General features: G+C 65.0%; 11 protein-coding genes and 1 tRNA gene. 5 read left to right on the top strand and 7 right to left on the bottom strand.

Annotated elements, in window-relative coordinates; translation table 11 throughout:
• Nucleotides 1–13 precede the first annotated feature (13 nt).
• Complete coding sequence (locus tag Q2M23_RS19655) at nt 14–760, bottom strand: response regulator (protein ID WP_057019557.1); 747 nt, start codon at nt 758–760, stop codon at nt 14–16.
• A gap of 204 nt (nt 761–964) precedes the next feature.
• Between Q2M23_RS19655 and Q2M23_RS19650 the strand changes: the two genes are divergently transcribed.
• The gene (locus Q2M23_RS19650) at nt 965–1,867 is read left to right on the top strand and encodes a DUF3313 domain-containing protein (protein ID WP_316396665.1); all 903 of its coding nucleotides are present in this window, start codon (nt 965–967) and stop codon (nt 1,865–1,867) included.
• A gap of 5 nt (nt 1,868–1,872) precedes the next feature.
• On the opposite strand, the gene Q2M23_RS19645 is transcribed toward Q2M23_RS19650, so the two are convergent.
• Complete coding sequence (locus Q2M23_RS19645) at nt 1,873–3,486, bottom strand: acyl-CoA synthetase (protein ID WP_141342962.1); 1,614 nt, start codon at nt 3,484–3,486, stop codon at nt 1,873–1,875.
• Nucleotides 3,487–3,545: 59 nt separating this feature from the next.
• Nucleotides 3,546–4,310 carry a FadR/GntR family transcriptional regulator gene (locus tag Q2M23_RS19640; protein WP_018272155.1) on the bottom strand — a complete coding sequence of 255 codons (765 nt, stop codon included), beginning with the start codon at nt 4,308–4,310 and terminating at the stop codon, nt 3,546–3,548.
• 184 nt (nt 4,311–4,494) lie between these two features.
• Here Q2M23_RS19640 and Q2M23_RS19635 point away from each other — a divergent pair, with 184 nt between their 5' ends.
• Nucleotides 4,495–5,700 (top strand): ABC transporter substrate-binding protein, encoded by a 1,206-nt coding sequence (locus Q2M23_RS19635; RefSeq protein ID WP_141342960.1) that lies wholly within the window; start codon nt 4,495–4,497, stop codon nt 5,698–5,700.
• A gap of 64 nt (nt 5,701–5,764) precedes the next feature.
• Here Q2M23_RS19635 and Q2M23_RS19630 read toward each other — a convergent pair.
• Nucleotides 5,765–5,840: transfer RNA gene (locus tag Q2M23_RS19630), tRNA-Trp, on the bottom strand.
• Nucleotides 5,841–6,009: 169 nt separating this feature from the next.
• On the opposite strand from Q2M23_RS19630, the gene Q2M23_RS19625 reads away from it, so the two are divergent.
• The gene (locus Q2M23_RS19625; RefSeq protein ID WP_316396661.1) at nt 6,010–7,233 is read left to right on the top strand and encodes a serine hydrolase domain-containing protein; all 1,224 of its coding nucleotides are present in this window, start codon (nt 6,010–6,012) and stop codon (nt 7,231–7,233) included.
• A 116-nt stretch (nt 7,234–7,349) separates the two neighbouring features.
• Here the strand turns inward: Q2M23_RS19625 and Q2M23_RS19620 are convergent, their stop codons facing one another.
• Entirely contained in the window at nt 7,350–8,117 is a 768-nt protein-coding gene (locus Q2M23_RS19620; protein WP_026192903.1) for an SDR family NAD(P)-dependent oxidoreductase, read from the bottom strand.
• A 138-nt stretch (nt 8,118–8,255) separates the two neighbouring features.
• Nucleotides 8,256–8,963: a histidine phosphatase family protein gene (locus tag Q2M23_RS19615; RefSeq protein WP_168857052.1), complete on the bottom strand. Its 708-nt coding sequence runs from the start codon at nt 8,961–8,963 to the stop codon at nt 8,256–8,258.
• A 152-nt stretch (nt 8,964–9,115) separates the two neighbouring features.
• Between Q2M23_RS19615 and Q2M23_RS19610 the strand changes: the two genes are divergently transcribed.
• Together Q2M23_RS19610 and argE are read left to right on the top strand one after the other, a co-directional pair.
• Nucleotides 9,116–9,901, top strand: a complete 786-nt coding sequence (locus Q2M23_RS19610; RefSeq protein ID WP_038380474.1) for an SDR family NAD(P)-dependent oxidoreductase — start codon at nt 9,116–9,118, stop codon at nt 9,899–9,901.
• A gap of 649 nt (nt 9,902–10,550) precedes the next feature.
• Complete coding sequence (argE, locus tag Q2M23_RS19605; protein WP_316396656.1) at nt 10,551–11,720, top strand: acetylornithine deacetylase; 1,170 nt, start codon at nt 10,551–10,553, stop codon at nt 11,718–11,720.
• Nucleotides 11,721–11,752: 32 nt separating this feature from the next.
• Here argE and Q2M23_RS19600 read toward each other — a convergent pair whose 3' ends face one another.
• Nucleotides 11,753–12,667 (bottom strand): DMT family transporter, encoded by a 915-nt coding sequence (locus Q2M23_RS19600; RefSeq protein ID WP_141342957.1) that lies wholly within the window; start codon nt 12,665–12,667, stop codon nt 11,753–11,755.
• Between the last annotated feature and the right edge of the window lie 392 nt (nt 12,668–13,059).

Below are 13,059 nucleotides of genomic sequence, written 5' to 3'. Positions count from 1 at the left end.
TGCGCCCATCCCATCATATCTGCTCGACCGCAGGCGTGAAGAGGTAGCCGCCGAGCCGCACCGTCTTGATCATCGAGCGGTCCTTCGGATCCGGTTCGATCTTCTGCCTGATGCGGCTGATATGAACGTCGACGCTGCGCTCGACTGAGGCGATCAGGCCGCCGAAGGCCTGCTCGATCAATTGCTCGCGTGACAGCACCTGCCCAGGATTGCGGCAGAACGCCAGCAGCAGATCGAACTCGGCACCGGTCAGCGTGATCCGGACGCCCGCGGGGTCATGCAGCTCACGGGTGGTGGGGTTGATGCGCCATCCGGCAAAGGTCAGCGGACGCGGCCGTGACCGCGACGTGGCGCCGCTCTCGACGCGGCGCAGCAGCGCCCGGATGCGGGCGACCAGTTCGCGCGAATTGAACGGCTTGGTGACGTAGTCATCGGCACCGAGCTCGAGGCCGAGGATGCGGTCGATGTCCTCGCCCCGCGCGGTGACCATGATGATCGGAATCGAAGACGACATGCGCAGGCGCCGGCAGATGCTCAGCCCATCCTCGCCCGGCAGCATCACGTCGAGTACGACGAGATCAAAGCTCTCGCGCTTGAGCAGCGCATCCATCTCCACGGCCGAGCCGACCAGCACCGGTCGGAAGCCGTTGTCCTCAAGCACCTCGGCCAGCATGCGCGCGATATCGGCATCGTCCTCGACGCAGAGGATGCGTGCGTTGGTGACGGGGAAAGCCACGAGGTCGTATTCCAGGATTTGCATCACGGCATTTTAGAGGCCTCGGCCCCGGATGCGCAGTGCGCAAATATAGCGTTTTGTTAAGCCTGCACGGCCAAATGTGGCTCAAATAGGTCGCGCGGTTTCGCGAGCTACATCTGACTTAATATCTCTTAATCCCGACCCCGGCGGCCCTGCTCTATCGTGACCTTCGATCGTTCGTGGGGTGAGCGGTCGTTCGAGGGGTACATGAGAATCGAATTTCTGCCGGGCGCTGCGACTGATGCGCGGAGCACGGGCCGGGCGTCGCGCAACGGTCAGCCCAATCGGTCATCCCTGCTTGCCGGCGCTGCGGTTGCGATGGTGTTGTTGTCGGGCTGTGCCAGCGCACCGATGACGCGAGGCGGGTCACTGGCATCCTACGACAATCTCACGCCGTCCGACGGAGTGCTGGCGAAATCGCTGGTTCGCGTCAACAAGGACGAGGTCCTCGCCGCGAAGACGGTGCGGATCGTCCCGACGACCCTCTCGCAGGCAGCGTCGCCGACGCTGTCCCAGGAGCAGCGGCACCTGGTGGCCAACGCGATCGATCGTTCGCTGTGCGTCGGCCTGAGCGAGCGGCTGCAGGTTGTTGGTCCCGATCAGCTTGCGGATCTGTCCCTGCACGCGCTTGTCACCCAGGCGGCGCCCACCGACGAGGTCGCGGCGGGCACTTCCAAGGTGGTCAGCTTCCTGCCGAGCGCGCTCGGCGCGGGCGTGCCGGTGCCGCGGTTGCCGGTCGGGCTTGGCAGCCTGACCGTCGAAGCCGAGGTGCGCGATCAGGCCAGCCGCCAGCAGGCGGCGATGATCTGGGCCCGCGGGGCGAATTCTTTCACCAACTCGCCGATGGTCTCGAGCGCCGGTGACGCCTACGATCTCGCCCCTTCCTTCAGCGACGATTTCAGCAAGCTCGTCGTCACCGGCGCGACGCCATTCGGAAAGGCGCCGGAGCTGCCATCGTTCGACAAGATTGGCGCAACGCTCGGCGGCAAGCCGAAATACGCGGCCTGCGAGGCGTTCGGCCGCAATCCCGGCCTGGTCGGAATGGCCGCCGGCAAGCTCGGCTTGCCGCCGGAATGGTCGGACAAGGCGCCGGCGACAGCTGGCCAATAGACAGCCTAGCCGGCGAAGCTCTTCTGCACCGCCTGGTCGAGCGTGGCGCCGCCGAGATAGCGCTGGCGCAGCTCGCGCTTGAGCAGCTTGCCGCTCGGATTCTTCGGCAAGGCATCCACGAAGATGACCTGCTTCGGCACCTTGAAATGGGCCATCGACGCCGCGCAATGCTTGATGACGGCGTCGGCATCGAGGCTCTGGCCGGCCTTGACCACGACGATCGCGGTCACCGCCTCGATCCAGCGCGGATCAGGCAGCCCGACCACCGCGACCTCCGACACCGAAGGCAACCGGTAGATCATCTCCTCGACCTCGCGGCTCGCGACATTCTCGCCGCCGCTCTTGATCATGTCCTTCACGCGATCGACGACGGTGATGTAGCCGTCGGCATCGATGGTCGCGAGATCGCCGGAATGAAACCAGCCGCCGGCGAACGCGGCCGCAGTCTTGACCGGATCGTTGTAATAGCCTGACAACAGATGCGGCGAGCGATGCACGATCTCGCCGACCTCCCCCACCCCGACGTCGGTCATATCAGGCCTGACCACCCGCGTCTCGACATTGATCGCGGGCTTGCCGGCCGAGCCGGCCTTCGGCAGCTGGTCCTCCGGCGACAGCACGGTCGCGAGCGGCGCGATCTCGGTCTGGCCGTAGAAATTCCAGAACTTCACCTCGGGCAGCCGGCGCTGCAACTCGAGCAGCACCTCTACCGGCATGATCGAGGCGCCGTAATAGCCCTTGCGCAGGGTCGACAGGTCGGTGCGGTCGAACGCGCCCGAGCGCAGCATCGCGATCCAGATCGTCGGCGGCGCGAAGAACGAATTGATCTTGTGGGCCGCGATCAGCGCCAGGACATTGTCGGGCACCGGCTTGCCGGTAATGAGGCTGGTGGCGCCGAGATAGATCGCGGGCCCCAGAAAGACGTCGAGCTGCGCGCAGTGATAGAGCGGCAGCGCGTGCAGCACCGTATCGTCGGTCGCCATGCCGCCGTCGATGATGCAGCTGACATACTGCCACATGACGGCTTCGTGGGTGAGGATCGCGCCCTTCGGCAGCGACTCGGTGCCGCTGGTGTAGATGACCTGCGCGGGATCTCGGCTGTCCACCGACACCTCCGGCGCCGAGGCGTCGCTGTGCAGCAGGGTGTCGAACGTCGTGATGCCGTCGGGTGCGGTGGCCGGATCCTCGCCCGGCAGCCAGATCAAGGTCTCGACCGCCGAGCCCTTGGCGGCCGCAGCGTGCGCCGTCTCCACGAAATCCGGGCCGACCGCGAGCAGCTTGGCGCCGGAATTGGCGAGGATGAAATTGATCTCGTCCGGATTGAGCATGAAGTTGATCGGCACCAGGATCGCGCCGATCCGGGCCACCGCAAAGCGGAGCGCGGCGAAGCCGTGCGAGTTGCGCGACAGCACCGCGACGCGATCGCCCTTCGCAACGCCAAGCGCGAGCAAGCCACGGCCGAGCCGATTGCAGATCGCGTCCATCTCCGCAAAGCTCCAGCTCACCGCGCCGCAGATCAGCGCGGTCTTGCCGGGGTAGCGCTTCGCCGACCGGCGCAGCAGATCGCCGATGCTGTGCCCGCGGGCGCGCTGGATGGTTGCTGCGATGTCTCCGCTCATTTGTCCCTCCCGAATGTGCTTGTTGTCGTTGTTTTCGTCTTGTCTTGGCCGCGCCGTCGCTATTGCCGGGCGGCGTAAGCGTGTTCCATGTAGGTGTGCTCGACCGAGCGATCGAGCGAGGCGATCTTCTCGAAACCGCGCCGCCAGTCCTGCAGGTGCCGCCGCGTCCACAGCACGCCGGCCTCCTTGTCGCGCCGCTTGATCGCGTCGAGCAGATGATGGTGCGCCTCGACCAGCCGCGCGCCGCCCTCGGGCACGCCGCCCACGATCATCTCGGTGGTCGGAAAGAACAGTTGCGCGGCGGGCTCGCGCGCCAGTTGCAGCACGCGGTTCTGCGAAGCCTTGGCCATCAGCACATGGAATTCCGCATCGAGCTCGGCCAGCGCCGCGGGATTGCCGACGACAGCTGCGCTGCGCTCGAGATTGCCGGCGAGCTCGGCGATGTTCTCCTCGGTCGCGCGCTCCACCGCGCCCTCGACGCTCGCGACCTCCAGCGTCATCGAGGTCTCGAACAATTCGCGGAACGTCACCTCGTGCAGGATCAGCGCGCGGGACAGTCGCGTCGCGAGCTTGTTGTAGCGCGGCAGGCAGGCCTGCAGCCGGCGGCTGGAATCGCGGCGGATCAGCCCGCCCTCCTCGAGCACGCGAATGCCCTCGCGCACCGTCGAGCGGTTGACGCCGAACTGCGCAACCAGCTGCTGCTCGGTGCCGATCGGCTCGCCCGGCTTGATCCGCCCGTTGATGATCTCGCGTTCGATCGCGTCGGCGACCTTCTGATAGGCCGGCGCGACATCGATACGCCGGAACAGCGGCGTGGTGGGCATCTTCAGCTCCCCCGGACCCCGATTGTCGTTTGTCGGACAAAAGATAGGCGAAGGCCCTTGGGGCGTCAAACGGGCAATATTCGGCCTGATTGTCGCACCCCGGCGGTCGGAATTGACACCGGAACCGGGCAAATCTAGCTTTGTCGGACAAAGTGACAAGAACACCTCGGGGAGGCACACCATCATGAAATCCATCGTCACGAGTCTGTCCGCCGCCGGCCTGATCGCGGCTGTGCTGGCAGGGCCGGTGCTCGCGCAGCAGGCGCCGCTCAAGATCGGCGTGCTCACGGATTTCCAGTCGGTCTATTCGGACATCGGCGGCGCCGGCAATGTCGAGGCCACCAAGATGGCGATCGAGGAGTTCGGCGGGTCGATGTTCGGCAAGCCGATCGAGCTCGTCACCGCCGACGCCCTCAACAAGGCCGACGTCGCCGCCACCATCACCCGCAAATGGTACGAGGCCGAGAATGTCGACATGATCATCGACATGCCGACCTCGGCGACCGCGCTCGCCGGCATGGAGATGTCGAAGCAGTTCGAGAAGATCATGATCGTGACGGATGCGGCGAGCTCCGACATCACCGGCAAGTCCTGCTCGCCCTACACGCTGCACTGGACTTACGACACCTACGCCAACGCCCACACCGTCGGCAGCGCGATCGTGAAGAACGGCGGCGATACCTGGTTCTTCATCACCGCCGACTATCTGTTCGGCCATTCGATCGAACGCGACACCGGCGACGTGGTCCGCGCCGCCGGCGGCAAGGTGCTCGGCAGCGCGCGGCATCCGCTCAACACGCCGGACTTCTCGTCCTTCCTGCTGCAGGCGCAGGCCTCGAAGGCCAAGATCATCGGCATGGCCAATGGCGGCGCCGACACCATCAACACCATCAAGCAGGCCTCCGAATTCGGCATCGTCGCGGGCGGGCAGAACCTCGCCGGCATCGTGATGTTCATCTCGGATATCCACAGCCTCGGGCTCAAGCTCGCGCAGGGCCTGATCATCACCGAGGCCTACTACTGGGATCTCAACGACCGCACCCGCGCCTTCGGCAAGCGCTTCTTCGAGCGCATGAAGCGGATGCCGACGATGAACCAGGCCGCGACCTACAGCGCCACCCTGCACTACCTCAACGCGGTGAAGGCCGCCGGCACCAAGGAGACCAAGCCGGTGCTGGCCAAGATGCGCGCGACCCCGGTCCGCGACGCCTTCACTGACAACGGCGTGGTGCGCGAGGACGGCCGCATGGTGCACTCGATGTTCCTGTTCGAGGTCAAGAAGCCCGAGGAATCGAAGGCGCCGTGGGATTACTACAAGGTGCTCGCCGAAGTGCCCGGCGACCAGGCGTTCCGGCCGCTGAAGGACGGCGGCTGCCCGCTCATCAAGTAGGCGAGCAGGATCATGGCCGGGGTCCGGGACCTCGGCCAAGGCATTCAAATTGTTGATTAAAAGCTGGCAGGAGTGGCAGGGCTCGAACCTGCGACCCCCGGTTTTGGAGACCGGTGCTCTACCAATTGAGCTACACTCCTGCAGGGAACCTGCGTCGCCGCCGGTTCGCGCCGTTTCAAGCACAGGGCATGGCCGGTTTGCAAGGGCGAAGCGGTGAAGCTTCTGTTCATTGCAAAACTTCTGCGCCAGACTTCGGCGATCACCCCGTGTCGGCACCTCGCCGCAAGAATCAACAACCAGGGAGAGACCATGAACGCCCAAACCGCCACCAAGCACGCCGCCAGCCCGACCACCCCCTCTCTTCCCCTCGCCAAGCCCGAATCGATCGGATTGTCGAGCGTGCGGCTGCAGGCGATGTCCGACACCTTCCGCCGCGAGGTCGACAGGGGAACCGTGCCCGGCGTGACGGTGCTGGTGGCGCGGCGCGGCCAGATCGGCTGGTTCGACGCGATCGGCCGGCAAAGCCCGACCGCCTCGGCGCCAATGGCCCATGACACGATCTTCCGCATCTTCTCGATGACCAAGCCGATCGTCTCGGTCGGCATCATGCAGCTGGTGGAGGACGGCCACTTCCTGCTCAACGACCCAGTCGCGAAATTCATCCCCGAATTCGCCGAGACCAAGGTCGGCGTCGACAACAACGGCAAGCTCGAGCTGGTACCCGTGCAGCGGCAGATGACGATCCAGGACCTGCTTCGCCACACGTCTGGGCTTACTTATGACCACACCGGCAACGGCCCGGTGCAGCAGCTCTACCAGCAGTCGCGGCTGCGCAGCCGCAAGATCACCAATGCCGAGCACGCCACCATGCTCGCCGGCATGCCGCTGGTTTGCCAGCCCGGCGCCGAGTGGAACTACAGCCGCTCCACCGACATACTCGGCCGCATCATCGAGGTCGTCAGCGGCAAGACGCTCGGCGCGTACCTCACTGAGCACATCCTCTCGCCGCTGCAGATGACCGAGACCGCCTTCCACACCGGGGAAGCCAATGCCGGCCGCCTCGCCGAGGCCTTTGCCAACGATCCCTGGACCAACGACAAGGTGCAGCTGTTCAACATGCTGGAGAAGCCGGCGATGGAATCCGGCGGCGGCGGCCTGGTTTCGACCACGATGGACTATGCCCGCTTCGCGCAGATGCTGCTGAACGGCGGCTCGCTCGACGGCACCAGGATCATCGGCCGCAAGACGCTCGAATTCATGGCCTCCGATCACCTCGGCGCCGGCGTGAAGATCCAGGGCACGCTGGTGTCGCCCGGCCACAGTTTCGGCCTCGGCTTCGCCGTGCGCATGCAGCAGGGCATCGCGCCGTTCTCCGGCTCGGTCGGCCAGTATTTCTGGAGCGGCATGGCCGGCACCTTCTTCTGGATCGATCCGAGCGAAGACCTGATCGCGGTCTTCATGATGCAGGGCCCGGGCCAGCGCGAATATACCCGCTCGCTGGTGCGCAACGGGGTGTATGCGGCGGTGGAGTAGTCCGTCATTCCGGGGCGCGAACCTAAGATGCGCAATCGCGCATCGGGGAATCTCGCGCAACAACATCGAGATTCCGGGTTCAGCCCTGCGGGCTGCCCCGGAATGACGAGTGATGCTCAGCTGATCGTCGCGCCGCCGTCGATCACGATGGTCTGGCCAGTCATGAAGTCGCCGGCGCGCGAGCCCATCATCACGGCGGCGCCAGCGATCTCGTCCGGCACGCCGATCCGCAGCAGCGGCGAGCGTGCGGTCGAGGCCTTCAGATTGTCCGGATTGTCCCACAGCGCCTTCGCGAAGTCGGTCTTGATCAGGCCGGGCGCGATGCAGTTCACGCGGATATTGTGCTTGCCGTATTCGCAGGCGAGGTTGCGCGCGAGCTGCATGTCGGCAGCCTTGGAGATCGCGTAGGCGCCGAGGATGGTCGAGCCCTTCAGGCCGCCGATCGAGGACACGATGATGATCGAGCCGTCCTTGCGCTCGATCATCTGCGGCACCACCATCGAGATCAGCCAGTTGTTGGCGACGATGTTGTTGTCGAGGATCTTGCGGAACTGATCGTCGGAGATGCCGGCGAGCGGACCGTAATACGGGTTCGACGCCGCGTTGCAGACCAGCACGTCGATCTTGCCGAAGGCGCGGTTGCTCTCGTCGACCAGGTTCTGCAGGTTTTCCTTCGACGAGATGTTTGCCGCGATCGCAACCGCGGTGCCCTTGCCGTAGCTGTCGTTGATCTCCTTCGCCACCTGCTCGCAGACGTCAGCCTTGCGCGAGGAGATCACGACCTTGGCGCCGTGCTCGGCCATGCGCTCGGCGATCGCGCGTCCGATGCCGCGCGTCGAGCCGGTGATGACGGCGACTTTTCCCTTCATGTCGAACAAGGTCATGTTTCTCTCCCTGATGTTAAGTGTTCGTCTTAGCGTCATTCCGGGGCGACGCACCAGCGTCGACCCGGAATCTCGAGATTCCCCGATGCGCAATTGCGCATCTGCGGTCTGGTCCTTCGGACCATCCCGGAATGACGATCACGCAAGCTTGCTCGCCGGCCTGACTTCAGGCCCGGACGGCTGATGCATCGCGGCGTGGCGCGGATCGGCAATCCACGGCTGCTGGTTCACCATCGGCAAGCGCCAGGTCGACAGGCCGGCGCTCGCGATGTGATCGAGCCGCGTCACCGAGACATTATCGATATCGAACGACAGCCCCCTGTCCGGCTGGCCGCCGAGCGCCAGCCCGACCGCGGCCTTGATCACGCCGCCATGGCCGACGGCGATGATATTCCTGCCCGCTTCCGCGGCGGTGATCCGCACAATGGTGCGGCAGACGCGGGTGTAGAGATCCATGTAGCTCTCGCCGCCGGGCGCGGGATCGTTGACGTCGGCGAACCAGGCCGTACCCGGCGGACGACTGGCGAGAAACGCGGCGCGGTTCATACCCTGCCATTGGCCGAGATGCTGCTCGGCGAAGTCGCGTTCCTGCGTCATGCTTTCAGGCTTTGGAAACCCGGCAGCCCAGATCGCGTCCGCAGTCTTGTGTGTGCGCTTCAAATTGCTCGAATACCAGACCGCATCGCGCGGCAGCATCTTGGCGACCGCCTCGAACACCTCGACATCGCCGGTGTCGCAGTCGATATCCTCTTGTCCGTAGATGTTGCCGCCGTCGCTGCGCACCGGCGCGTGACGAACCCACCACCACCGCGTCACCGTCACCTCAGGCTTGTCTGGATTGGACATCGGATGAGCCCTTCAATAGTGTCCCGTCTCGCTGTACGTCACGCCGCACACCGTCTCAAGTGCTTCGGACGTTTGAAATTTTGTTTGAATTCCGTCGCGCGGCAGACTCGCCAAGGACCACCCGAACTAATCACGTGAACAGGGAGAAACTCATGGGCCGCCTCGAAGGCAAATCCGTCATCATCACCGGCGCTGGCAGCGGCATCGGCCGCGCCGCCTCGCTGCTGTTCACCAGGGAAGGCGCCAAGCTGATCGCGGTCGATCGCACCGAGGGCGTCAACGAGACCGCCAAGCTGGTGCGCGATGCCGGCGGCACCGTCGAGGCCGTCACCGCCGATGCCGGCTCGGAGAGCGACGTAAAGGCCTTCATCGAGAAGGCGGTTTCGAAGTACGGCAAGCTCGATGCGATCTGGGCCAATGCCGGCGTCAGCGGCGGCCTCGTCCCGCTCGCCGACCAGACCGTCGAACATTGGCAGGAAGTGCTGCGCGTCAATCTGATCGGCCCGTTCCTCGCGATCAAGCATTCGATTCCGCATATGACGAAGCAAGGTTCCGGCTCGATCGTCTGCACCGCCTCCGTCGCGGGCCTGAAGTCGGGTGCCAGCGGACATCCCTACGGCGCGAGCAAGGCCGGCGTCATCAGCCTGGTGCAGACCACCGCCTACTCGCTCTCCGGCACCGGCGTGCGCATCAATGCGGTGTGCCCGGGCCTGATCGAAACCGGCATGACCAAGCCGGTGTTCGATCGCGCCAAGGAGCGCGGCACCCAGGACAAGATCGGCCAGCTCAATCCGCTCAAGCGCGCCGGCCAGCCGCACGAGCTCGCCGCGATGGGATTGTTTTTGGCGAGCGATGAAGCGTCCTACGTCAACGGCCAGGCCATCCCGGTCGACGGCGGCCTCACCGCATCGATGCCGTATACGGGCAAGCCGATCTAGCGAGGGCAGTCTCCGTGGTTATCCCGGCTGCGGCCCCGATGGCTCCACATTCACGACCGTCGTCCCGGCGAAGGCCGGGACCCATAACCACAGGGTCGAGTAGTTGAAGAAGGCTGTTGCCCCAGCGTCGCGCATTCATTGGCATTTGGGGTAATGGGTCCCGGCCTTCGCCGGGACGACGCTGGAGATGGTTCGCATTCAAGTGCCAAACAATGCGGTGTCATCACCTGCGCATACGCATGCGGGTGATCCAGTACTCCAGAGACGTCTGTGCTTGGGCCGAGAGGCCGCGGCGTTCTGGATCGCCCGGTCCGAGCCGGTCGATGACAGCCGAGAATGGGGAACAGTTTCGCATTCTCGCGACATGAATCGCCCGAGTCTTGCCTTTCGTTCCGCGCTAGGTCCGCGCAACGCGCGCGCCCCGATGATAAACTTCACGAAACCCATCATCTCACCGCGCCGCGCGGATATGTTTGATGGGTTTCGCTTCGCTCTACCCAACCCATCCCACACGCCTGGACCGCAATAACCGCCGGCAACGGTCCAAATATTGCTTGGCCTCGGCAGGCCAACCAGCTGTTATACTTCGCTGGCAGGATCGCTCGCACACTCGTCATTCCTCGCACAATCCCTCGCAAACGAACAGGCAATGCAAAATCAACGTTCCGACCGCATCCGCAAGCTATTGGCCGACCTCGTCGCGTTCGACACCGTCAGCGACCGCAGCAATCTGCCCCTGATCGACTACATCGAGCGCTACCTCGCCTCGCTTGGCCTCGCGGGGCAACGCATCGTCGATGAAACCGGGCAGAAATCCTCGTTGTGGGTCACTGTCGGCCCTGAGGACAAGGCCGGGCTGGTGCTGTCGGGGCATACCGATGTCGTGCCAGTTGTGGGACAGGACTGGAGCCACAACCCGTTCGAGCTCGTCGAGCGCGACGGCCGGCTGTACGGCCGCGGCACCACCGACATGAAGGGCTTTGTCGCCGTCTGCCTCGCGATGGTTCCCGAGATGCTCGCGGCCGATCTGAAGACGCCGATCAATCTTGCCATCTCCTATGACGAGGAGATCGGTTGCGTCGGCGTGCGTCCGATGCTGCGCGAGGTCGCGCGCAAGCCGATCAAGCCGCTCGGCTGTTTCGTCGGCGAGCCGACCCAGATGCAGGTGATCATCGGGCACAAGGGCAAGCATGGCGTGCGCGCCACGTTCCGCGGGCTCGCCCGCCACTCCTCGATCGCGCCCGACGGCGTCAACGCCATCGAATATGCCGCCGACCTGATCACCGAGATCCGCCGCCGCGCCGCGTTGCTGACCGCGGATGCCGAACAAGGCAGCCTCTACGATGTCCCGCACTCGACCCTGCTCACCAGCATCGTGCATGGCGGCGCCGCGCTGAACATCGTGCCGGACCAATGCGTGGTGGAATTCGAGTGCCGCGGCATCGGCATCACCGAGTCGAGAGAGGTGACGGACGCGATCATCGCCTGGGCCAAGGCCGAGATCGAGCCTGACATGCGCAAGCGGCATCCGGACTGCGGCATCGACTTCGAAGAGATCCTCGACTACCCCGCGCTCGACACCGTCGCCGACGCCGCCATCGTCACGCTCGCCAAGCAATTTGCCGGCCGCAACGACCACGCCAAGGTTGCCTTCGGCACCGAGGCCAGCCTGTTCGTCAGCATGGCGGACGTGCCGTCCGTTGTGGTCGGCCCCGGCTCGATCGCACAGGCGCATACGCCGGATGAGTTCGTCGAGATGTCGCAGCTCGAGGCGTGCGGCGCATTCGTCGCACGGCTGATCGCACATTGCGCCAAGTGATTTGCAAATGATTGCGTAGGATCACGGATGCGTCACAACCCGTCCGGCGGTAGCCCCGGTCCCGTTGCGGCGGGACGGAGCTTGTCGCGCTTGCGCTCGCGGTAGAAGGCATAGAGGCCGGAGGCCACGATGATCGCGGCGCCCGCGAGCATCGGACCGTCGGGCTTGTGGCCGAAGGCGAGATAGCCCGTCAGCATCGCCCACGGCAGCGCGGTATAGCGGAACGGCGCCACCGCCGAGATGTCGCCTGTGCGCAGCGACACGATGATGCACTGATAACCGATCAGGATCAGGACCGCGGCCAATATGAGCAGGCCGAGCGCGGTGCCGGACGGCGGCCGCCAGCCGCCGAGCGGCACAAGGACGACAGCACCCGCCGTCGTCACGGTCACGGTGGTGAGCAGCGTGATGAACACGGTCGGCAGCTCTTTCGGGATACGGCGGGTGGCGAGATCGCGCACCGCGCAGAAGCCGACCGACGCCAGCGCCAAGAGTGCAGCCTGGCTAAAGCCTTCCGCACCGGGCCGAACGATGACAAGCACCCCGATGAAGCCGGCCGCGATCGCAAGCCAGCGCCGCCAGCCGACCGGCTCGCCGAACACCAGCGCCGCACCGAGCGTGATGACCAGCGGCAGCGCCTGGAAGATCGCCGAGGCGTTGGCGAGCGGGATCTGCGCGATCGCGGAGAGATAGGTTAGCGTGCCGCCGATCTCGCCAAGGACGCGCAGCCCGACCGGCCAGATCAGCAGCACGCTGAAACTGCGCAGCGCGTCACGGTACCAGGCGAGCGCCGCGACCAGCACCATCGCAACCAGGCCGCGCACCAGCAGGATCTCGCCGATGTTGAGCTCCGCCGACACCGCCTTGGTGATGGTGTCGTTGACCGTGAAGCTGGCCATGGCCGCAGCCATGAACAGGCTGCCGCGAAGATTGGAGGAAAGGGTCAAATGAAGGTGTCCGATCAGGACCGGGGCGGGCGTTGACCGGACTGACTTGCCAAAGCGGCAGCGCGAACTCAAGTCACAGATGGCTACAATGCGGAAACATGCCGCACCTTGCAGCGGCGTCGCGAGCTTTTGGAATCGCGATCGGTCTATTGCTCCCTCGCGCCGCTCTTGCCGGGTCAAGACGAGCGCAGCTCGCTCTTAGTGGGTTGAGTGAAGGGCTTGCTCCGCACAGACGGCTGCAGACGAGTTGCGGAGACTCCCCCTCACCCGGACCGCACTTCGCTTCGCTGCATGCGATCCGACCTCTCCCCGCAAGCGCAGGGGTGTCCGGGGAATGATTCACTGTGTCGCGGTGCATGCTCGGCAGGACCGAGGCAAATCGGTCTTTTCTG

Origin of the sequence: Bradyrhizobium sp. 33ap4, from assembly GCF_032654765.1 — a bacterium.
GTDB lineage: Bacteria > Pseudomonadota > Alphaproteobacteria > Rhizobiales > Xanthobacteraceae > Bradyrhizobium > Bradyrhizobium australafricanum.
The sequence above is the reverse complement of the archived record's forward strand: the minus strand, read 5'-3'. Positions and strand labels throughout refer to the sequence as shown.

What these genes read in the sequence shown, in the direction of transcription:
- Q2M23_RS19655 (WP_057019557.1), bottom strand. Translation starts at nt 760, where the DNA reads ATGCAAATCCTGGAATACGACCTCGTGGCTTTCCCCGTCACCAACGCA.
- Q2M23_RS19650 (WP_316396665.1), top strand. Translation starts at nt 965, where the DNA reads ATGAGAATCGAATTTCTGCCGGGCGCTGCGACTGATGCGCGGAGCACG.
- Q2M23_RS19645 (WP_141342962.1), bottom strand. Translation starts at nt 3,486, where the DNA reads ATGAGCGGAGACATCGCAGCAACCATCCAGCGCGCCCGCGGGCACAGC.
- Q2M23_RS19640 (WP_018272155.1), bottom strand. Translation starts at nt 4,310, where the DNA reads ATGCCCACCACGCCGCTGTTCCGGCGTATCGATGTCGCGCCGGCCTAT.
- Q2M23_RS19635 (WP_141342960.1), top strand. Translation starts at nt 4,495, where the DNA reads ATGAAATCCATCGTCACGAGTCTGTCCGCCGCCGGCCTGATCGCGGCT.
- Q2M23_RS19625 (WP_316396661.1), top strand. Translation starts at nt 6,010, where the DNA reads ATGAACGCCCAAACCGCCACCAAGCACGCCGCCAGCCCGACCACCCCC.
- Q2M23_RS19620 (WP_026192903.1), bottom strand. Translation starts at nt 8,117, where the DNA reads ATGACCTTGTTCGACATGAAGGGAAAAGTCGCCGTCATCACCGGCTCG.
- Q2M23_RS19615 (WP_168857052.1), bottom strand. Translation starts at nt 8,963, where the DNA reads ATGTCCAATCCAGACAAGCCTGAGGTGACGGTGACGCGGTGGTGGTGG.
- Q2M23_RS19610 (WP_038380474.1), top strand. Translation starts at nt 9,116, where the DNA reads ATGGGCCGCCTCGAAGGCAAATCCGTCATCATCACCGGCGCTGGCAGC.
- argE (WP_316396656.1), top strand. Translation starts at nt 10,551, where the DNA reads ATGCAAAATCAACGTTCCGACCGCATCCGCAAGCTATTGGCCGACCTC.